This is a genomic window from Nocardioides hankookensis (assembly GCF_042658885.1).
In the GTDB taxonomy this organism is placed as follows: domain Bacteria; phylum Actinomycetota; class Actinomycetes; order Propionibacteriales; family Nocardioidaceae; genus Nocardioides; species Nocardioides hankookensis.
Map to the genome: position 1 here is coordinate 622,565 of NZ_JBHSRJ010000004.1, position 19,066 is coordinate 641,630.

Annotated in this window: 24 protein-coding genes; 11 read left to right on the plus strand and 13 right to left on the minus strand. The window is 71.9% G+C overall.

Translation table 11 applies throughout. From position 1 onward, the window contains the following. Nucleotides 1–146: 146 nt before the first annotated feature. Nucleotides 147–1,727, plus strand: a complete 1,581-nt coding sequence (cimA, locus tag ACFPYL_RS09370) for a citramalate synthase (protein ID WP_379153225.1) — start codon at nucleotides 147–149, stop codon at nucleotides 1,725–1,727. Here cimA and ACFPYL_RS09375 read toward each other — a convergent pair. Beyond that, nucleotides 1,696–2,310 (minus strand): TetR/AcrR family transcriptional regulator, encoded by a 615-nt coding sequence (locus ACFPYL_RS09375; RefSeq protein WP_379153227.1) that lies wholly within the window; start codon nucleotides 2,308–2,310, stop codon nucleotides 1,696–1,698. The genes cimA and ACFPYL_RS09375 overlap by 32 nt on opposite strands. A 75-nt stretch (nucleotides 2,311–2,385) precedes the next feature. On the opposite strand from ACFPYL_RS09375, the gene ACFPYL_RS09380 reads away from it, so the two are divergent. Genes ACFPYL_RS09380 through ACFPYL_RS09410 form a run of 7 tightly spaced genes read left to right on the plus strand, consistent with a single transcriptional unit; the run spans nucleotide 2,386 to nucleotide 6,943 of the window. After that, nucleotides 2,386–2,937 (plus strand): NAD(P)H-dependent oxidoreductase, encoded by a 552-nt coding sequence (locus ACFPYL_RS09380; RefSeq protein WP_379153229.1) that lies wholly within the window; start codon nucleotides 2,386–2,388, stop codon nucleotides 2,935–2,937. Between the two features lie 32 nt (nucleotides 2,938–2,969). Further along, on the plus strand, nucleotides 2,970–4,367 hold the full coding sequence (locus ACFPYL_RS09385) for an amidase (protein ID WP_379153231.1): 1,398 nt from the start codon (nucleotides 2,970–2,972) through the stop codon (nucleotides 4,365–4,367). A gap of 8 nt (nucleotides 4,368–4,375) precedes the next feature. After that, entirely contained in the window at nucleotides 4,376–4,885 is a 510-nt protein-coding gene (locus tag ACFPYL_RS09390) for a GNAT family N-acetyltransferase (protein WP_379153232.1), read from the plus strand. Next, nucleotides 4,882–5,265 carry a VOC family protein gene (locus tag ACFPYL_RS09395; protein WP_379153234.1) on the plus strand — a complete coding sequence of 128 codons (384 nt, stop codon included), beginning with the start codon at nucleotides 4,882–4,884 and terminating at the stop codon, nucleotides 5,263–5,265. The genes ACFPYL_RS09390 and ACFPYL_RS09395 overlap by 4 nt, the downstream gene beginning before the upstream one ends. A 12-nt stretch (nucleotides 5,266–5,277) precedes the next feature. Further along, nucleotides 5,278–5,934 carry an SDR family oxidoreductase gene (locus tag ACFPYL_RS09400; protein WP_379153236.1) on the plus strand — a complete coding sequence of 219 codons (657 nt, stop codon included), beginning with the start codon at nucleotides 5,278–5,280 and terminating at the stop codon, nucleotides 5,932–5,934. After that, nucleotides 5,931–6,344: an MmcQ/YjbR family DNA-binding protein gene (locus tag ACFPYL_RS09405; RefSeq protein ID WP_379153238.1), complete on the plus strand. Its 414-nt coding sequence runs from the start codon at nucleotides 5,931–5,933 to the stop codon at nucleotides 6,342–6,344. The genes ACFPYL_RS09400 and ACFPYL_RS09405 overlap by 4 nt, the downstream gene beginning before the upstream one ends. Before the next feature lie 5 nt (nucleotides 6,345–6,349). Continuing rightward, nucleotides 6,350–6,943, plus strand: coding sequence for a hypothetical protein (locus ACFPYL_RS09410; protein ID WP_379153240.1), 594 nt, complete (start codon nucleotides 6,350–6,352; stop codon nucleotides 6,941–6,943). Between the two features lies 1 nt (nucleotide 6,944). Here the strand turns inward: ACFPYL_RS09410 and ACFPYL_RS09415 are convergent, their stop codons facing one another. From ACFPYL_RS09415 to ACFPYL_RS09425, 3 genes are read right to left on the minus strand one after another with little or no spacing between them, the layout of a single operon-like run. Beyond that, nucleotides 6,945–7,556 (minus strand): energy-coupling factor transporter transmembrane protein EcfT, encoded by a 612-nt coding sequence (locus ACFPYL_RS09415; RefSeq protein WP_379153242.1) that lies wholly within the window; start codon nucleotides 7,554–7,556, stop codon nucleotides 6,945–6,947. A gap of 4 nt (nucleotides 7,557–7,560) precedes the next feature. After that, complete coding sequence (locus tag ACFPYL_RS09420; protein WP_379153244.1) at nucleotides 7,561–8,256, minus strand: energy-coupling factor ABC transporter ATP-binding protein; 696 nt, start codon at nucleotides 8,254–8,256, stop codon at nucleotides 7,561–7,563. Nucleotides 8,257–8,263: 7 nt separating this feature from the next. Further along, on the minus strand, nucleotides 8,264–8,878 hold the full coding sequence (locus ACFPYL_RS09425) for a biotin transporter BioY (RefSeq protein WP_379153246.1): 615 nt from the start codon (nucleotides 8,876–8,878) through the stop codon (nucleotides 8,264–8,266). 115 nt (nucleotides 8,879–8,993) lie between these two features. Between ACFPYL_RS09425 and ACFPYL_RS09430 the strand changes: the two genes are divergently transcribed. Both ACFPYL_RS09430 and ACFPYL_RS09435 read left to right on the plus strand, forming a co-directional pair. Beyond that, nucleotides 8,994–9,563: a TetR/AcrR family transcriptional regulator C-terminal domain-containing protein gene (locus ACFPYL_RS09430; protein ID WP_379153248.1), complete on the plus strand. Its 570-nt coding sequence runs from the start codon at nucleotides 8,994–8,996 to the stop codon at nucleotides 9,561–9,563. Further along, nucleotides 9,560–10,549 carry an aldo/keto reductase gene (locus tag ACFPYL_RS09435; RefSeq protein ID WP_379153250.1) on the plus strand — a complete coding sequence of 330 codons (990 nt, stop codon included), beginning with the start codon at nucleotides 9,560–9,562 and terminating at the stop codon, nucleotides 10,547–10,549. Before ACFPYL_RS09430 ends, ACFPYL_RS09435 begins: the two co-directional genes overlap by 4 nt. Here ACFPYL_RS09435 and ACFPYL_RS09440 read toward each other — a convergent pair. Next, on the minus strand, nucleotides 10,546–11,205 hold the full coding sequence (locus ACFPYL_RS09440; RefSeq protein ID WP_379153252.1) for a VOC family protein: 660 nt from the start codon (nucleotides 11,203–11,205) through the stop codon (nucleotides 10,546–10,548). The two genes, ACFPYL_RS09435 and ACFPYL_RS09440, sit on opposite strands and share 4 nt — an antisense overlap. A gap of 69 nt (nucleotides 11,206–11,274) precedes the next feature. On the opposite strand from ACFPYL_RS09440, the gene ACFPYL_RS09445 reads away from it, so the two are divergent. Beyond that, nucleotides 11,275–11,724 carry an iron chaperone gene (locus ACFPYL_RS09445; protein WP_379153254.1) on the plus strand — a complete coding sequence of 150 codons (450 nt, stop codon included), beginning with the start codon at nucleotides 11,275–11,277 and terminating at the stop codon, nucleotides 11,722–11,724. Here the strand turns inward: ACFPYL_RS09445 and ACFPYL_RS09450 are convergent. The 8 genes from ACFPYL_RS09450 to ACFPYL_RS09485 are packed head-to-tail and all read right to left on the minus strand — an operon-like array spanning nucleotide 11,705 to nucleotide 18,949. Then, nucleotides 11,705–12,289, minus strand: coding sequence for a dihydrofolate reductase family protein (locus tag ACFPYL_RS09450; protein ID WP_379153256.1), 585 nt, complete (start codon nucleotides 12,287–12,289; stop codon nucleotides 11,705–11,707). The genes ACFPYL_RS09445 and ACFPYL_RS09450 overlap by 20 nt on opposite strands. Nucleotides 12,290–12,303: 14 nt before the next feature. After that, nucleotides 12,304–12,834, minus strand: coding sequence for a hypothetical protein (locus ACFPYL_RS09455; RefSeq protein WP_379153258.1), 531 nt, complete (start codon nucleotides 12,832–12,834; stop codon nucleotides 12,304–12,306). 1 nt (nucleotide 12,835) lies between these two features. Next, the gene (locus ACFPYL_RS09460) at nucleotides 12,836–13,105 is read right to left on the minus strand and encodes a DUF2087 domain-containing protein (RefSeq protein ID WP_379153260.1); all 270 of its coding nucleotides are present in this window, start codon (nucleotides 13,103–13,105) and stop codon (nucleotides 12,836–12,838) included. Beyond that, nucleotides 13,102–13,668, minus strand: a complete 567-nt coding sequence (locus ACFPYL_RS09465) for a M23 family metallopeptidase (protein ID WP_379153261.1) — start codon at nucleotides 13,666–13,668, stop codon at nucleotides 13,102–13,104. Before ACFPYL_RS09465 ends, ACFPYL_RS09460 begins: the two co-directional genes overlap by 4 nt. Before the next feature lie 4 nt (nucleotides 13,669–13,672). After that, nucleotides 13,673–14,092: a VOC family protein gene (locus tag ACFPYL_RS09470; protein ID WP_379153263.1), complete on the minus strand. Its 420-nt coding sequence runs from the start codon at nucleotides 14,090–14,092 to the stop codon at nucleotides 13,673–13,675. After that, complete coding sequence (locus tag ACFPYL_RS09475) at nucleotides 14,089–16,296, minus strand: GNAT family N-acetyltransferase (protein WP_379153265.1); 2,208 nt, start codon at nucleotides 16,294–16,296, stop codon at nucleotides 14,089–14,091. Before ACFPYL_RS09475 ends, ACFPYL_RS09470 begins: the two co-directional genes overlap by 4 nt. Next, nucleotides 16,293–17,537 (minus strand): lysine N(6)-hydroxylase/L-ornithine N(5)-oxygenase family protein, encoded by a 1,245-nt coding sequence (locus ACFPYL_RS09480; protein WP_379153267.1) that lies wholly within the window; start codon nucleotides 17,535–17,537, stop codon nucleotides 16,293–16,295. The genes ACFPYL_RS09475 and ACFPYL_RS09480 overlap by 4 nt, the downstream gene beginning before the upstream one ends. Then, nucleotides 17,534–18,949: a pyridoxal phosphate-dependent decarboxylase family protein gene (locus tag ACFPYL_RS09485; protein ID WP_379153269.1), complete on the minus strand. Its 1,416-nt coding sequence runs from the start codon at nucleotides 18,947–18,949 to the stop codon at nucleotides 17,534–17,536. The genes ACFPYL_RS09480 and ACFPYL_RS09485 overlap by 4 nt, the downstream gene beginning before the upstream one ends. Between the last annotated feature and the right edge of the window lie 117 nt (nucleotides 18,950–19,066).

The window sequence follows — 19,066 nt, forward strand, 5'->3', positions numbered from 1 at the left end:
TCGCCGTGGCACGATGGCGACGTGCATCACAGCGTCATCATTATTTCGTAGCGCGTCGCCGCTCCCGACCGGGAACCCGACGCGCCGACCTCTCGTACTCCGAGAGGTTTTTTTGTGCCCGCAGATGAGTCAGTGAGAGAGAACCGATGGACCTGCACGGCGACTTCCACGTCTACGACACCACCCTGCGTGACGGCGCGCAGCAGGAGGGGCTGAGCCTCTCCGTCGCCGACAAGCTGTCGATCGCGCGCCAGCTCGACGACCTGGGGGTCGGGTACATCGAGGGCGGGTGGCCCGGCGCCAACCCCAAGGACACCGAGTTCTTCCGTCGTGCGGCCGCCGAGCTCGACCTGCGCAACGCCCGGCTGGCCGCCTTCGGAGCCACCCGGCGGGCCGGGGTGCGGGCGGCCGACGACCCGTTGGTCGCGGCGCTCCGGGACAGCAGCGCGGGCGTCGTGACGCTGGTGGCGAAGTCGCACGACCGGCACGTCGAGCTGGCGCTGCGGACCACGCTCGAGGAGAACCTCGCGATGATCCGCGACACCGTCACCCACCTGCGCGAGGAGGGGCAGACGGTCTTCCTCGACGCCGAGCACTTCTTCGACGGCTACCGCGCCAACCGCGACTACGCGCTCGAGGTGCTGCGCACGGCGTACGACGCGGGCGCCGAGGTGATCGCGCTCTGCGACACCAACGGCGGGATGCTGCCCGGCTGGGTCGCCGACGTCGTCCACGACGTCCGGGAGAACGCCCAGGTCCGGGTCGGCATCCACTGCCACAACGACACCGGCTGCGCGGTCGCCAACACGCTGGCCGCCGTCGACGCCGGCGCGACGCACGTGCAGGGCACCATCAACGGGTACGGCGAGCGCACCGGCAACGCCGACCTCGTCTCCGTGGTCGCGAACCTCGAGCTCAAGCTGGACAAGCGGGTGCTGCCGCAGGGCCTGCTCGGCGAGGCGACCCGGATCGCGCACGCGGTCGCGGAGGTCACCAACTTCCCGCCCGCGTCGCGGCAGCCGTACGTCGGCAGCTCGGCCTTCACCCACAAGGCCGGCCTGCACGCGAGCGCGATCAAGGTCGACCCGGACCTCTACCAGCACATGGACCCGTCGGGCGTCGGCAACGACATGAGGCTGCTGGTCTCCGACATGGCCGGTCGCGCCTCGATCGAGCTCAAGGGCCGCGAGCTCGGCTTCGACCTGTCCGGAGACCGGGAGCTGGTCACCCGGATCACCGAGCGGGTCAAGGTGCTCGAGAACAGGGGCTTCACCTTCGAGGCGGCCGACGCGTCGTTCGAGCTGCTCCTCGTCGAGGAGGTCGAGGGCACCCGGCCGTCGTACTTCGAGGTCGAGTCGTGGCGGGTCATCACCGAGACGCGCCCCGGTGACGACGCCGTCTCGGAGGCGACCGTGAAGCTGAAGGCCGACGGCGTCCGCTACGTGCAGACCGGCGAGGGCAACGGTCCGGTCAACGCCCTCGACCAGGCGCTGCGCGAGGCGATCGGCCTGGCCTACCCGGGTGTCGCGAAGTTCGAGCTGATCGACTACAAGGTGCGGATCCTCGACCAGGGCCACGGCACCGACGCCATCACGCGGGTGCTGATCGAGACCACCGACGGCGAGGCGTCGTGGGTGACGGTCGGGGTCGGCGCCAACGTCATCGAGGCGTCCTGGGGTGCGCTCGTCGACGGCGTCACGTTCGGGCTGCGGCGCCAGGAGGCGTGACGATGCGGCCGACCAGGTCGACCCAGCCGTCGTAGAAGCGGTCGACCGGGAAGCCGTCGAGCGAGACCTGCTCGAGGATCGGGAGCTCCAGCGGCGCCAGGATCGCGACCGCGAGCAGGGGTACGTCGCCGGTGACCCCGAGCTGCGAGAGCAGGTAGCGCACGTGGGTCGCCGCGAACGAGTAGGCGCCCGACGCGCGCGCCCCCGAGCGGCCCGCCTCGCGGATCAGGTCGGCGTGCAGCAGGGTGGTCTCGAGCCGGGTCCGGCCGAACGCGAGCAGCCGGTCCCACGCCTCCGCGCCCGGACCGAGCGGAGCCGGTCCGCTCATCACCAGCGCCTGCCACTCGGTCTCGGAGTGGTCGAGCACCGCCGCCATCAGCCCCTCCCGGGACTCGAACCGGCGGAAGAGCGTGCCCTTGCCGACGCCGGCCGCGGTCGCGACCGCCTCCATCGTCACCGCGTGCGCCCCGTCGCGCTCGACGAGCTCCTTGGCCGCGTCGAGCAGGCGCTCGCGGTTGCGCGCGGCGTCGCGGCGCTCCAGCGGGGGAGCGCCGAGGAGCGGGAGCAGGTGTGGCTCGGACATCGTCGGCCGAGCCTAGTGAGCCAGCCCACGGCGCGCCTCGGAATAGAAAACGGACCGTGGTCCGTTTTGCAGGTCATGACTCACACCACGATCGCCGTCCTCGTCGGCAGCCTCCGCAGCGACTCCGTCAACCGCCAGCTCGCCGAGGTGCTGCGTGGCCAGGCACCCGAGGACGTCAGCATCGAGATCATCGACGGTCTCGGCGAGGTCCCGTTCTACAACCAGGACCTCGACACCCCCGACGACATCCCGGCCTCGGCCGCCCGCCTGCGCGACCAGGTCTCGCGCGCCGACCGGGTGCTCGCCGTGACGCCCGAGTACAACGGCCGGATGCCCGCCGTCCTCAGCAACGCGATCGACTGGCTCTCGCGGCCGTACGGCGCGGGCGCGCTGGTCGGCAAGCCGTTCGGCGTCGTCGGCGTGACCCCCACGCCGTACGGCGGCCAGTGGGCGCACGCGGACGCCGTCCGCTCCGCCGGGATCGCCGGCGCGAAGGTCGTCGAGGACGTCACCGTCTCGCAGTCGGCCCTCGAGGTCGACGTGCTGACCGACCCCGACGTGCTGGCCCGGCTCACCAACGCCGTGCGCGTGCTCGTCGACTACGACGCGGAGCAGGCCGCCGCCTGACCGGCTGTCCCCGCAGGAGCTAGCGTCGGGTCGTGGCCGAACTCCATGACCTGACCGCGCTCGAGCAGGGCGACCTGGTGCGCCGACGCCAGGTCTCGCCGCTCGAGCTCACCGAGCACTACCTCGAACGCGCCGACCGGCTCGACTCGGTCGGCGCGTTCGTCACGCTCACCCCCGAGCTGGCGCGGGAGCGCGCCGCCGGTCTCGAGCCCGGTGCCGACGACGGGCCGCTCTTCGGCGTGCCCACCGCGATCAAGGACCTCAACCTGACGGCCGGGGTCCGCACGACCTTCGGCTCCGCCGCGTTCGCCGACCACGTGCCCGAGGTCTCCGACGGTGTGACCCTGTCTCTCGAGGCCGCGGGGCTGGTGAGCCTGGGGAAGACGAACGCCCCGGAGTTCGGCTCGCCCTGCTACACCGAGCCCGACGTGGCCCCGCCCGCGGTGACGCCGTGGGACCGCACCCGCACGGCGGGAGGCTCGTCCGGCGGAGCGGCGGCGGCGGTCGCCGCCGGGCTGGTCCCGCTCGCCCAGGGCTCGGACGGCGGTGGCTCGATCCGGATCCCGGCCTCCTGCTGCGGCCTGGTCGGCCTCAAGCCGACGCGCGGTCGGATCAGCGGTCACCCCATGTACGGCGACCCGGTGGGTTTGGCCACGGCCGGACCGATCACGCGGACCGTGGCCGACGCGGCGGCGATGCTCGACGTGCTCGCCGGTCGTCGGGTGGGAGATCCGTCCTGGGCGCCACCTCCTTCCGAGAGCTTCCTGGCGGCCAGCCGCCGCGATCCGGGGCGGCTGCGGATCGGTCGGTTCATCACACCAGTCATCACCGACACTCCCGTCGACGCCGAGTGCCAGCGGGCCTGGGAGGACGCCTCGCGGCTCCTGGAGTCGCTCGGCCACGAGGTCGAGGACGTGCCGGTCCCGCTGCCGCGCGAGGCGGTGCCGGTCTTCGAGACCTGCTGGGCGGTGCTGACCGCGCTCTCCGCCGTACCTCCCGAGAAGGAGCACCTGCTCCGCCCGCTCACCCGCTGGCTCTCTGCTCGCGGCCGGGCGGTGAGCGGACCGGAGTTCGGGCTCGCGATCGGCGCGATGCGGCGCTTCGCCGCCGACGCCCTGACCGCACTCGCGCCGTACGACGCGGTGCTGACGCCGACCCTGGCGTCGCCGCCGGTGCTGGTCGGCGCGATGCGCGACGACGAGGACCCGCAGGCCGACTTCGACGCGCAGAAGGCCTTCACCCCGTGGACGTCGGCCTGGAACGTCACCGGCATGCCGGCGGTCTCGCTGCCGCTGCACTTCACGCCCGACGGGCTCCCGGTCGGCGTGATGATCGCGGCCCGGCCGGCCGAGGAGGAGCTGCTGCTCGCGCTTGCCAGCCAGGTCGAGGCCGCCGCGCCCTGGGCGGACCGGAGGCCACCCCAGTGGTAGACGCAGTGGTGACGCTGCGTCACACCGCCCAGGTGGACCGGACCGAGCTCGCGGCGGCACGCGAGCTCTGCTTCGCGTCGTTCGACCCGTTCGGCGACGAGGACTGGTCGCACGCCCTCGGCGGCGAGCACGCGCTGGTGCACGACGGCGGATCGGTCGTCGCCCACGGTGCCGTCGTGCTCCGCCGCCTCCTCGTCGACGGACGCTGGCTGCGCTGCGGGTACGTCGAGGCCGTCGCCGTCGACGAGACGCACCGGGGACGCGGCCACGGGCACACGGTGATGGCCGCCCTCGAGGCGCTGGCACCCGGCTACGACCTGCTCGGCCTCTGCGCCTCGCAGGCCGGCCGTCCCCTCTACGAGTCGCGCGGCTGGCTGCGCTGGCGCGGACCGACCTCGGCCCTCACGCCCGACGGCGTGGTGGCCACGCCCGACGAGGACTCCATCTACGTCCTCGGCGGAGCGTTCGACCTCGATGCACCGATCACCTGTGACTGGAGAGAAGGAGACCTGTGGTGAGTGAGCTGACGCCGTACCTCTGCGTGGCGGACGCGCGGGCCGCGATCGACTGGTACGTCGACGTCCTCGGCGCCGAGGTCACCTTCGAGCCGATCGTCATGGACGACGGGCGCGTCGGACACGTCGAGCTGGCCGTCGACGGGGCGAGCTGGATGATGTCGGACGAGTTCGAGTCCGCCGGCGTCGCGCGACCCGACCCGACCCGCGGCAACGCGGTCTCGCTGCACCTCACGGTCGCGGACGTCGACGCCGCGTGCGCCCGGGTCGTGGCCTCCGGGACCGCCCTGGACCGCGGCCCGGAGGACAGCCCGCCCGCCGGTCGGGTGGCGGTCTTCCGGGATCCGTTCGGTCATCGCTGGTTCCTCAACCAACGCCTCTGAGAGGGTGAGGACATGAGTCGTCCTGTCGTCGTCGTCGTGGGTGCGGGCCCGGGGGTGAGCGGTTCCGTGGCGCGCCGCTTCGCGCGCGAGGGGTACGACGTCGGCCTGCTCGGCATCGATCAGGAGCAGCTCGTCCAGCTGGCCGGCGAGCTCGAGGCGCTCGGCTCCGCCGTCGGTCACACCGTCGTCGACGTCACCGACGTGGGCGAGACGACGGCCGCGATCCAGCGGTTCGGTGGGTTCGCCGACCGGATCGACGTCCTGCACTTCAACCCCAGCGCCTTCCGCGAGAAGCACCCGCTGGACCTCACGGTCGCCGAGCTCCTCGACGACGTCGCGCTCGGCGTCGGGGCCCTGCTGACCAGCGTGCAGGCGGCGCGTCCGTTCATGTCGGCGGGCGGCCGGGTGACGGTGACGGGCAGCATGGCCGCCGACAAGCCCTGGAACCAGGCCGCCTCGCTCGGCGTCCAGAAGGCCGGCGTACGCAACCTCGTGCACAGCCTCGACACGACCCTCCAGCCCGACGGCATCCGGGCCGTGTCGGTGACGGTGCGCGGCACGCTGTCGCGCGAGGGCGCGTTCACCCCCGACCGGGTCGCCGAGGCGATCTGGGCCGCGGCCCACCAGGACGAGGCCGACTGGCGCACCGAGGTGCCCTACTCCGGATGAGCAGGCGAGCCCGGGTCCAGGACGTGCACGACGTCGCGCTCGCGATGCCGCACGCTGTCGTCTACGACCCGGACGCCGAGCGCCCCGTCTACCAGGTCGGCGGCAAGTCGTTCGTGTTCTTCCGCTCGCGCCGCCCGGACGCCTTCGACCCCGAGACGGGGGAGCGCTACGACGACGTGATCGTCTTCTGGGTCGCGGACGAGGTCGAGAAGCAGGCGATGGTGCTCGACGAGACCACGCCGTACTTCACGACCCCGCACTTCGACGGGCACCCGTCCGTGCTGCTGCGCGCCAGCCGGATCGGTGAGCTCACCCGTGACGAGGTCGCCGAGGTGGTCCAGGACGCATGGCTCTCGCGGGCGTCCAAGCGGCGTGCTGCCGACTGGCTCGCCGAGCATCCGCCACACTGACCGGCGTGTACTCCCGCTGGCTGGCCCTCGCGGCGGTGACGTACGCCGTGGTCCACCACCTCGGGCTGCTGCCCGACGGGCTCGGCGCCGGCCCCGACGACACCCGCTGGGCCGACTGGCTCGACCTGCTCGTCCCGTGGCTCGTGCTGGTGCCGGCGGCGCTCACGCTGCGCGCGGCACCGGCGTCCGAGCGCACCTGGTGGCTCTTCGGCGCCGGCGCCCTCGCCTACGCGTCCGGTCACGGCATCCACCTCGCCGGCAACTCCGTCGGCAACGCCCACCCCAGCGACACCGCCCACCTCTGGGACGAGGTCGTCGGGCACGCGCTCTGGTACGCCGGGGTCGCGCTGGTCTTCTGCGCCCTCGCCCGCACGATGGTCGACCGGCCGCGACCGGGCTGGGTCGGCTACCTGCTGGCGCTCGCCGTCGGCCTCACCTGGGCCAGCAACGCCCTCGGCGGCGGGCCGCTGGTGCTCGCCGTCGTGGTGGCACTGCTCGCTTGCGGCTTCGGCTGGCGGCACCGCAGCGGACTGCCGGTGGTGCTGCTGGTCGGGTTCGCACCGGTCGTACCCGTGCTGCTGGCGGCTTGGCTCGTCTGAGTCATCCGTCGCCGAGCCCGCGGGCGTGCAGGGCGTCGCCGGTCTCGTGCGCCCGCGCCACGACGCGGATCACGAACGGGGTGAGGAACGCCCGCGGGTGCCGGACTCCCCGGGCTCGGGCGGCGTCGCGGGTCTCGAGCGCCAGCGCCACGGTGCCGGGCAGCGCCTGGATGGCGAGGCCGAAGGCCAGGGCCACCCGCTCCGGGTCCACGCCGACGTGACGCAGGGGAGTGATCCACCGGATGAACGCGTCCAGCATCGCGTTGACCGGCGAGGTCGTGCTGACGACGATCGCGGCCAGGGCCAGCGCCACCAGGTCGACGAGCGTCTCGGTCGCCTTCACGGGTCCGTAGAGCAGCCACTGGAGCGCGGCGAAGATCAGGGCGCCGATCAGGACCGGCCGCAGCGACCGCAGCAGCAGCCGCAGGTCGACCCGGGCGACGAGCGCGGCGACCACCGCGATCGCGAGGAAGCCGAACGCCGCCGGCATGCTCCGCACCAGCACCACGCTCAGGCTGAAGACCGCGAGACCGCCGACCTTCGCCCCGACCCAGGCGCGGTGCAGGGGAGAGGTGCCGGGCTGGTAGACCCCGAAGAGGTACGACGGGTTCACGTGCTCACCCCGGCACCGTCGACAGGTAGTCCGCGACCGCCTCGTCGGCGGGTCCGTCGAAGCGCACCCGAGCGTCCTCGACGACCAGCACCCGGTCGCACCGGCGGGCGAGGTCGAGGTCGTGGGTGACGAGCAGCAGCTGTTGGGGGAGGCCGAAGAGCACGTCGGCCACGCGGCGCGTGTTCGCGAGGTCGAGCAGGGTCGTCGGCTCGTCGGCGACCAGGATCGCGGGCTCGGTCGCGAGCACACCGGCGAGGGCCAGCAGCTGGCGCTGGCCGCCGGAGAGGCTGTGCACGCTGAGGGTCGCCCGCTCGCCGAGGCCGAACCGCTCCAGCACCGCCAGCGCCTGACGGCGCCGCTCGCCGGCGTTGCGGACCGACCGGCGCAGTGACAGCTCGACGTCCTCGACGCAGGTCGGCATCACCAGCTGCGCGGACGGGTCGGTGAAGCAGAAGCCGACCCGGCGGCGTACGGCGGCACCCTCGCGCGCCACGTCGAGCCCGTCGACCAGCACCCGGCCCGACGTCGGCGTCACCAGGCCGTTGACGAGCCGGACCAGCGTGGACTTGCCCGAGCCGTTGGCGCCGATCAGTCCGACGCGCTGCTCGGTGAGGCGGAGCGTGGTCGGCTCGAGGATGACGACGTCGCCGTCGGGTCCCGGAGCGGTGACTCCCGCCGCCTCGAGCTCGATCAGCGGCATCGAGGGGTCAGCGCCGCCCGAGCAGGCGCGGGAAGGCGCGGTGCACCTCGGCGGCCACGAGGGCGACGAAGAGCGACTTGACGATGTCGCCGACCCAGAAGGGGGCGTCGAACGTGATCGCGTCGCTCCAGGTCACGTCGAGGTAGAGCTTCATGCCGACGATGCCGCAGACGTGGTTGAGCACGGTGCCGGCCATCGCGGCGACGAAGACGAAGACCGCGCGGGTGCGGTAGGCGCCGAAGACGTACTGCACGAGGAATCCGGCCAGCGCCGCCGCGACCGGGAACGACCACAGGTAGCCGGCCGAGACACCGGTGAACGCGGCGAGCCCGCCGGTGTGCCCCGCGAAGACCGGCAGCCCGATCGCGCCCAGCACCAGGTAGAGGCTGACCGAGAGGAAGCCGCGCACCGCGCCCAGCACGCAGCCCGCGAGCAGCACGCCGAAGGTCTGGAGCGTGATGTCCACGCCCGCACCACCGACGGGGATGCCGCCGATGACCGCGCACGCGGCGATGAGTGCCGCGAAGGCGGCGATCAGCGCCAGGTCGGTCGCGGTGGACCGCTGGCGCGGTGCCGCGGTCGTGGTCTCGGCGGAAGTGGTGGGAGTCTCGGCCATCGTCATGCTCGGTTCCTTCGGACGGACCTGAACGGTGTTCAGGTGAACGCCGTTCAGGTTAGGGTTCGGACCGTCCCCGGTCAATCGTGACCGAGGAGGAGGTCGACGGGAAGGGTGTGACGTGCGCTACCACCGCGAGGACGTCGTCGACCGCGCCCTGGTCGTGCTCGACACCTACGGTCTCGCCGACCTGACGATGCGGCGGCTCGGCACCGAGCTCGGCGTGCAGCCCAGCGCGCTCTACCACCACTTCCCGAACAAGCAGCGGCTGCTCGCGGCCGTCGCCGACGAGGTCCTGGCCCGCGGCCGCCGCGCGCCGCGCCCCTCCGCCTGGGACGACCGGGTCACGGCCGTCTGTGCCGAGCTGCGCGACGCGATGCTCGCCTACCGCGACGGCGCCGAGCTGGTCGCGACCGTGCGCTCCTTCGGGCTCGGCGCCGCCACGCCGTACGACGAGCTGGCGGCCGCGCTCGAGGACGGCGGCCTCGGAGCGGACCTGGTCCCCACCGCTGCGCGCACGCTGCTGCACTTCGTCTTCGGTCACGCCGTCGACGAGCAGACCCACCTCCAGGCCGGGTCGGTCGGCGCGATCGACGACGCGCCCCGTGACGACTCCGACTTCGCGCTCGGTCTCACCATCGTGGTCGACGGGATCAGGGTCCTGGCCGGTCGACCTACAGTGGCAGGGTGACCACGCGAACCCTCGGCAACGACCTCACCGTCTCGCCGCTCGGCCTCGGCTGCATGGGCATCAGCCAGAGCTTCGGGCCCTCACCGGACAAGCCGCTGATGATCGACTTCCTCCGTGATGCCGTCGAGCACGGTGTCACGTTCTTCGACACCGCCGAGGTCTACGGCCCGTTCGTGAACGAGGAGGTCGTGGGCGAGGCGCTTGAGCCGGTCCGCGACCGGGTCGTGATCGCGACGAAGTTCGGCTTCGCCATCCACGAGGGTGACCACGGTGGCGGCGTGAACAGCCGACCGGACCACATCCGCGCCGCGGTCGACGGCTCGCTCCGGCGGCTGCGCACCGACGTGATCGACCTGCTCTACCAGCACCGGGTCGACCCCGACGTGCCGATCGAGGACGTCGCCGGCACGGTCAAGGAGCTCATCGAGGCCGGCAAGGTGCGCCACTTCGGCCTGTCCGAAGCAGGCCCCAGCACGATCCGACGGGCGCACGCCGTCCAGCCCGTGACCGCGCTGCAGAGCGAGTACTCGCTGTTCTGGCGCGAGCCCGAGGACTCGGTGCTCGCCACGGTCGAGGAGCTCGGGATCGGGTTCGTGCCGTTCAGCCCCTTGGGTCGTGGCCTGCTGACCGGCCAGGTCACCGCCGACGCCACCTTCGGGGAGGGCGACATCCGCTCGACGCTGCCGCGCTTCGCCCCGGAGGCGCTCGCCACCAACATCGAGCTGGTCGACAAGGTGAAGGCGATCGCTGCTCGCCTCGGCGCCACCCCGGGCCAGGTCGCCCTGGCCTGGCTGCTGGCGCAGAAGCCGTGGATCGTGCCGATCCCCGGGACCCGGCGCCTCGAGCGGCTCGACGAGAACCTCGGCGCCGCCGACCTCGACCTCACGGCCGAGGACCTCGCCGACCTGACCGCGGCGTCCGACAGCGTCAAGGTGGTGGGGGACCGCTACCCCGAGGCGATGCAGGCGATGATCGACCGGAGCTAGCCCGACACACAGAGCTCGTTGCCGTCCGGGTCGGCGTACGTCGTGTCGTCGAGACGGGTCGCTCCGAGTGCTGTCAAGGCGTCGGGATCCGGTACGTCGAGGCGCAGTCGCAAGCGGTTGCGGCCCACCTTCGGTCGGTCCGCGGGTCCGCCCCAGCTGATCTTCGTGCCACCCCGGGGCGACTGGATCGCCGTCTCCTCACCCTCGTCCCAGACCAGCGGCCAGCCCAGCAGCCGGTGCCAGAAGAGGCCGACAGCACGGCTGCCGTCGCAGGAGAGGCAGCCGATGACCCCCGTGTCGCGCAGGAAGTCGTTGCCGGGCGGGACGACGCAGAACTCGTTGCCCTCCGGGTCCGCGAGCACGACGTGCTCCTCCTCCGGGAGCTGGCCGACATCGAGGTGCTGGCCGCCGAACGCGAGCGCCCGCTCGACGGTGGCCTGTTGGTCAGCCAGGGACGAGCTCGTCAGGTCGAAGTGCATCTGGTTCAGGCCGATCTTCGGCTCCGGGTTGGGCACGAAGCGGATCGCGAAGCCCGGGTCGCCGACCGGCGGCAGCATCGTCCCGTCGACCTCCCGGCGGAGGACACCGGCCCAGAACTGCGCCAGCCCCCGCGGGTCGGCGGCGTCGAGCTCCAGGGCCACGAACGCTGCGGTCATCGCTCGACGCTAGCGAAGCGGTCAGGAATCGAGAAGCGGTTTGTCCGGCGCCGGTCCTAGCGTCGAGCCATGACCACTCAGACGAAGACCACGACGAAGCACACCGGGTTCACCGAGGCCGAGAAGGCGGCCATGAAGGAGCGCGCCGCCGAGCTCAAGGCGGACGGCAAGAAGGGCGCGAAGAAGGCCGACGACCTCCAGACCCAGCTCGACAAGATCGCCGAGATGGAGGACGCCGACCGCGTCCTCGCCGAGCGCATCCACACGATCGTCACCACCGTGGCGCCGGACCTGGACGCCAAGACCTGGTACGGCATGCCGGCGTACGGCCGCAACGGCAAGGCGATCCTCTTCTTCAAGCCGGCCGCCAAGTTCGGCGCGCGCTACGCCACGCTCGGCTTCAACGACGGCGTCCGGCTCGACGACGGCACCATGTGGCCGACGGAGTACGCGATCACCACGCTGACCGACGCCGACGTGGCGACGGTCGAGGCGCTGGTCAGGCGGGCTGCGGGCTGACCACGGCGTACGTCAGGAACGCCAGCCCGTCGCCGATCATCCGCGCGTCGGTGAGCCGGACGGGCACCGGGGCCGCCGTCTCGCCGAACAGCCGCGACCCCGCACCCAGCACCGTCGGGAGCACGATCAGCCGCAGCTCGTCGACGAGGTCGTGGTCGAGGAGCGTCTGCACCAGCTGGCGGCTGGCGTAGACGACCACGTCGCCCTCGACCTCGTCGCGCAGCCGCTTCACGGCCTCGACCGGATCGCCGTCCAGGACGGTTGTGTTGTCCCAGCCGAGTCCGTCGGTGCGCGACGTCACGACGTACTTCGGTACGGCGCGGAGCCGGTCGGCCCAGGTTCCCGGCCGCTCCTGCCACCTGCTGGCGAACCAGTCGTAGCTGCGGCGGCCCATCAGGATCGCGGCGGTGGCCTCGGCCTCGGCGGCCTCGACCTCGGCCCACGCGGAGCGGTCCGGACCGACGGTGCTGTCGAACCAGCCGCCCCGGCTGAACTCCTCGTCCCCGGTGGGGTCCTGGACGACGCCGTCGAGCGTCAGGTTGGTGTTGACCACGATCGTGCCCATGTCAGCCTCTTTCGTCAGGAGTTGGCTTGCACGGGTTGTGATCCCGGGGCCTCCTGGGACTGATCGGTCCGCAGGGACCACCACGCGAGCGCGAGCGCAGCGACGCCCACGACGACGAGCACCAGGGCGGCGAGGAACGTCGGCGTCACGAGGTGCGGTTCGAACGGGTTCGAGCCCCACGGCTCGTCACGGAACATCACGACGAGCCCGACGACGGCGACGGTGACGCTCGCGCAGGCGGCGGCCAGCTGTCGCCCCGCGCGTGGGTGCCGATCTCCGGCGAAGCGATGGACGACCGCGGCCGTCAGCCAGGCCACCGTCACCACGACCCACGCGAGCTCCACCAGCACGAAGAGCGTCGGAGTCGCGACGACGGAGGAGCCGAGGACGACGGTCCCGCTCCGACCGTCCATGAAGTCGTGCAGGACCCGGTAGTTGTGCCACTCGTTGTAGAGCCGGTCGGCACCGATGGCGATCGCGAGCACGCCCCACATGACGGCACCGACGGCGTACGCCGTGAGCGACGCCGGTCGGAAGCCACTCATGTCAGACCTCGAACTTCCCGCCGCTGCGCCAGTAGATGCCGGCCTCCCGGGTCAGGAAGTCGTTCTCGACCAGGTAGCGCCGCAGCGCAGCGTAGTCGTCGTGGAAGCCCCGCAGGACCAGGTTGACCTCGGCCTCCTCGTAACGCTGCCCGGGCTCGAAGGACTGCGCGAGGTGGTCGAGCACGACGAGGAGCTTGGCGTGCTTCGACGGGATCGTGTGCAGGCGGCCGTCGGCGCCCACGAAGTGGGAGAGGACCCGCTCGTCGGTCACGACTTCTGGTGCGGGGTCAGTGCGAGCAGCTTCCGCGGCCAGGTCGCCGTGGAGAGCCCACCGCCGACGGCCCGCTGCTCGAAGTGCAGGTGGCAGCCGTCGGGCGCGCCGCTGTCGTTGGCCCGGGCGAACATGGTGCCGCGCTTCACGACCTGCCCCTCGCGCACGTAGACCTTGCGGGTGTGGCCGATCACCAGGTCCCAGCCCAGCTTGCGGTTGCGCAGCAGCAGCGGGTTGGTGCCGTACGCCGGGCCGAGCGAGTCGTTCGAGAGGACGCGGAACCGGTGGGCGGCGTACAACGGCGTCCCGCACGGCATCGCGACGTCGAGCCCGTGGTGGAAGCCGCGGTTGCCGCTGCACCGGGAGTCGGGGGAGTAGTACGGCGCGCTGGTGCAGCCGAACGGCACCATGATCCGGTGGGCGCCCTTGAACCACGGCGACTCGTAGCGGGTCTTGTCGTTCGAGTAGAAGACCCACCGCGGGTCGGCGTGGACCGCGGTCGTCAGGGATCCGACGAGGACCAGCCCGAGCAGGGCCGAGAGCAGCAGGCGTCCGAGGCGCATGCCCTCACGCTAACGCGAACTCGCCCGGCGCCAGGCTGCGCAGCACGCAGAACTCGTTGCCCTCCGGATCCGCCAGCACCACCCACGACTCCTCGCCCGTCTGGCCGACCTCCGCATGCGTCGCGCCGAGGGCCTCGATCCGGGCGACCTCCTCGGCCTGGGTGCAGTCGACGGGGGAGACGTCGAAGTGCAGGCGGTTCTTGACCGTCTTCGCCTCCGGCACGCGGCACAGGAAGATCGTCGGCGCCACCGGTCCGCGTCGTACGGCGTCGAGCAGCTCGGCGTCGGGCCGAGCAGGCGGTCCGATCTCGACCAGGCCGTCCTCGGAGTCGATCACGTCGTACCCGAGCACGGCACACCAGAAGGCGGCCAGCCGGTCCGGGTCGGCGCAGTCGATGCTGATCTCGGTCATCCGGGATGTCATGCGATCGGATTATCCAGCGTCCCGGCGTAGATCAGCGACTGACTCTGGTCGGCGATGTCCACCATCTCCAGCGTGTTGCGCAGCTGGAGCCGGTTCAGGCAGCTGTGCCGGAACGTCGGGCGGAAGAAGTCGTACGCCGCCGCCGCGTCCGCGAGCCCCGGGTGCTCGTCGGCGTGCCGGCGCAGGCAGCCGGCGACCTCGGCCCAGAAGTCACCCTCGTCGAGCACGCCGTCGACGTGCAGGATCGCCGCCAGGTGGCGGAGCACGCCGTCGAACACGTCGGTGTGCAGCGCGAGCGCCTTGATGTCGGGGTCGACCTCGACGCGGATCCGCTCGACGTCCTCGGGCATCGGCTGGTCGCCCATGACCGCGACCTCCTCACCGACGTCCTTCATGATCGCCCGCACCGGCACCTGGTCGCGCAGCACCAGCACGAGGTTCTCGCCGTGCGGCATGAAGGCCAGGTTGTGCGCCAGCAGGCAGTGCGCGACCGGCAGCAGGTAGGCGTCGAGACAGCTGCGCACCCAGGCCCGCGCGTCCAGGGGCGAATCCTCGATCATGGCCGCGGCCAGCGACCGGCCGTCGGCGTCGCGGTGCAGCAGGGCGGCCATCGACGCGAGCCGTTCGCCGTCCGCGAGCGCCGGGATCGGGCTCTCGCGCCAGAGCGCCGCGATCATCTTCTGGTGCGCCGAGCGCCCGGCCAGCCGGTGGTAGGCGTCGCCCGTGTAGCCGATCGCAGCACGCTCGCGGAGCACGGTGAACCCGCACCCCTGCAGCGTCGGGTCGCCGGTCACCAGGTCGTGCACCCAGTCGTTGATCGCGGGGGTGGCCGCCATGTAGCGCGGCGACAGGCCACGCATGAAACCCATGTTCTGGATCGACAGCGCCGTCTTCACGTACGGCGCGGTCGGGTCGGTGGTGTTGAAGAAGGTCCGGATCGACTGCTGGGCGCGGTAGTCGTCCGAGCCTTCGCCCAGGTGCACCAGGTCGCGCCGGCCCAGGTCGGGGGCGAACGTGATCGCGATCTTGTTGTCCCACTGCCACGGGTGCACCGGGACCAGCGCGTACTCCTCCGGGTCCAGCCCGTGGTCGACCAGCAGCTGCACGTCGTACGGCGCCGTCATGCCCTCGCCCAGCGACAGCCGCGTGTGCTCGCGGCGGGCGGCCAGCCAGTGCAGGCGCACGGTGCTGCCGGTCTCGGGGGCGTACGCCGCGTAGTCGTCGGCGCCGAAGCCGACCCGGCCGTTGTTGGCGACGAACCCTGGGTGTCCCTCGGTCATCGCTGCCTCGATCGCCTGGTAGTCGGCGCTCAGCAGGTCCTCGACGGTCGCCGTGGAGTGCTGGAGCTTCCAGCACGCGGAGGCCAGGGTGGCGGCGAGCTCCTCGAGGTAGGTCGGCAGCAGCGCGTCGGGGATGCCGAGCACCTCGGCGAGCTCGGCGACGAGCTCCTGCACGTCCAGGTCCGCCGGCTCGTCCTTCACGGTCCGGACCACGGACGCGGCGTCGATGGCCCAGTGGTCGAGGGCGAGCCGCTCGGCGGCGAAGGTGTACGTCGTGTCCCCGGCCGGCGTGGTGACGGCCCACAGCTCGCCGTCGGCGGCCGGTGTGAGCAGCCGCTCGTGGGCGTACTCGCTGATCGCCTTGATCACCAGGTGCCGCTGGGCGATCGCCAGGTTCTCCGGGGTCAGGTGGCTCCCCTTGATCTTGGGGTTGGTGAGGACGGACAAGGCTGCCTCCTTGGTCGGCAGGGTGATCGTGCGCAGCTCGCGGAAGCCGAACTCCCTGTTGAGCGCGCGGATCCGGTCGTTGCGGGCGTCGGGCTCGACGACCACACGGCGTACGGCGGGATCGGCGAAGCAGTGCTCGACGACTGCCGCGAACACGCGACGGGTGAAGCCGTGGACGGGGGTGTCGGTCGGGGCGACCAGCACGTGCATCCCGGTGTCGCCCGGTCGCAGCTCGGGCAGGCCCGCCAGCTCGGAGTGCGCGGGGTCGTAGGTCTCGGCGAGGAACGCCGGCGCCCCGTCGACGCGGCCCAGCCACGCGTGGTGGTGGGGGTTCTCCTCGATCAGGCGGTACTCGGACGCGACCTCGGCGACGGTCGCGTCCTGCATCTCCCAGTAGACGCTGCGCGGGTGCGTCACCCACTGGTGCAGCAGCGCGGCGTCGCGGTCGGCGTCGAGCGGTTCGAGGGTCAGTCTCATCGCGGCACCCCGAAGCTCTGCACGGCGATCCGCTTCTCGATCGGGTAGACCTCGCGGCCGGTCATCGCGGCGATGATCACCGAGTTGCGGTAGGCGCCCATGCCCAGGTCGGGCGCGGCCAGCCCGTGCGTGTGCTCCTCGGCGTTCTGCACGAAGATCTCACGGCCGGCGTGGTCGATCGTGTAGTCGCGGGCCACGTCGTACCGGCCGCGCTCGTCCCACCGGATCCGGTCGCGCACCGGGTCGAGGAAGTCCGGCACCTGCGCGGCGTACCCGGTCGCGAGCACGAGCCCCTCGGTGCGCAGCGTGAAGTCCTCGCCGGTCTCGTCGTGGTGGCAGGCGAGCTCGTACGCACCGTCGTACGTCGCCGAGGTGACCGTCGTGTTGGTGACGAGCGTGGTGTGCGGGCCGTCGCCCTGGACGCGGAGCTGGTAGTGCAGGTCGAAGATCTCGTCGACGAGGTCGCGGCTGATGCCCTTGTAGAGCCCGCGCTGCTCGCGGGAGAGGCGCTCGCGGGTCGCGCCGGGGAGGTCGTGGAAGTACGACGTGTACTCCGGCGACGTCATCTCCAGCGTGAGCTTCGTGTACTCCATCGGGAAGAAGCGCGGGCTGCGGGTCAGCCAGGTCAGGCGGTAGTCGTGGTCGGGGCTCTCGAGGAGCAGGTCGCGGTAGATCTCCGCGGCGCTCTGGCCGCTGCCGACGATCGTGATCGACCCGAGCCGCTGCAGCTCACGCTTGTGCGAGAGGTAGTCGGCGGAGTGGATCCCCATGCCCTGCAGGGGTTCCGGCACCTGCGGTGCCGTGCCGACACCGAGCACGAGGCGGCGGCCACGGTGCCGCTCGCCGGTGGCGGTGGTGACGACGTACGACGCCCCATCGTGCTCGACGCTGGTCACGGCCTGGCCGAAGCGCACGCTGTCGAGGCGCTCGGCGGCCCAGCGGCAGTAGTCGTCGTACTCGCGGCGCAGCGGGTAGAACGACTCCCGGATGTAGAACGGGTAGAGGTTGCCGGTCTCCTTGAGATAGCTGAGGAACGACCAGCGCGAGCTCGGGTCGGCCATCGTCACCAGGTCGGCGAGGAACGGCACCTGGAGGGTCGCGTCGTCGAGCATCATCCCCGGGTGCCAGGCCAGGTCGTCGCGCGCCTCGAGGAAGACGCCGTCGAGCTCGTCGAGCGGGTCGGTGAGGCAGGCGAGGCCGAGGTTGAAGGGGCCGAGGCCGATGCCGATGAAGTCTTTCATCGGGCCACCTCCGCACCACGCAGCTCGGCGACGATCGCCAGGACGTCGTCGACGGTGGCCAGCGGGTTGAGGAGCGTGAGCTTCAACCAGCGGCGCCCGTCGACCCGGGTGGCGGCCACCATCGCTCGGCCGCTCTCGTAGAGACGGGCGCGCAGCACGGGCAGGAGCACGTCGGCCTGCTGCTCGGTGAGGCGGGCGGGACGCAGCACGACGGTGCTCAGCTGCGGACGCGCAGCGAGCTCGATGCCCGGGTCGGCCTCGAGCCGGTCACCCACCTCGGCGGCGAGGTCGACCACCCGGTCGACGTACGACCCGATCGTGTCGGGCCCCATCACCCGCAGCGTCATCCAGAGCTTGAGCGCGTCGAAGCGCCGGGTGGTCTGGAGGCTCTTGTCGACCTGGTTGGGGTGGCCGGTGCCGTGGGGGTCGTGCGGGTTGAGGTAGTCGGCGTGCCAGGTGACGTGGCCGAGGTGGCGCGCGTCGCGGACGACCAGCGCGCTCGCCGAGACCGGCTGGAACCAGGTCTTGTGGAAGTCCACGGTCACCGAGTCGGCGCGCTCGATGCCGGCCAGCCAGGACCGGCGGCTGGGGGACACCAGCAGGCCGCCGCCGTACGCCGCGTCGACGTGCAGCCAGGTTCCGTAGCCCTCGCAGAGCGCCGCGATCTCCGGCAGCGGGTCGATGGCGCCGAAGTCGGTCGTGCCGGCGGTGGCGACCACCGCCATCGGCGTCATCCCGGCGTCGGTGGTCTCGGCGAGCGCCCGGCTGAGGGCGCCGAGCTCCATCCGTCGGTCGCCGTCCGTCGCGACCGTGACGACGGCGGCGTCGCCGAGACCCAGCATGCGGGCGGCCTTCTGCACGCTGAAGTGCCCGTCGCGGCTGGTGAGGATGCGGAGGTCGCCGGCGCTGGCGCCGAGCGAGAGGGCGTGGTCGCGGGCGAGCAGCAGGGCCTGGAGGTTGGACTGGGTGCCGCCGCTGGTGAAGATCCCGTCGGCGCCGGGCCCGAAGCCGATCCGGCCCGCGGCCCAGTCGATCAGGTGCCGCTCGACGAACGTGCCGCCGACGCTCTGGTCGTAGGTGTCCAGGCTCGGGTTCACCGCGCTCACGAACAGCTCCGCCAGCAGGGCCGGGATGACGACCGGGCAGTTGAGGTGGGCGGCGTACGACGGCTCGTGGAACCAGATCGTGTCGTCGAGCCAGAGCCGGCCCATCTCCTCGAGCGCGGCCCGTTGGTCGCCGAGCGGCCGGTCGAGGTCGACATCCGTGACCGCCTTCGCGGCGACCTCCGGGAGCACCCCGGTGGCGGGGCCGTCGACGCGGCGCAGGGCATCGGCGAGGAAGTCCACGCCGAGCCGCATCGACGCGACGTACTCCTCGACCTGGTCGGGGTGGAAGACGTGCTGGGTCGACACCGTGGATCCTTCCGAGAATGGGATTTAGGTAAGCCTTACCTAATCCATCCTCGACGACGATCCGCAACCCGTGACCCGCCATCTGGGACGCTTGTCACAGCCCTCGGGTCGGTGGTT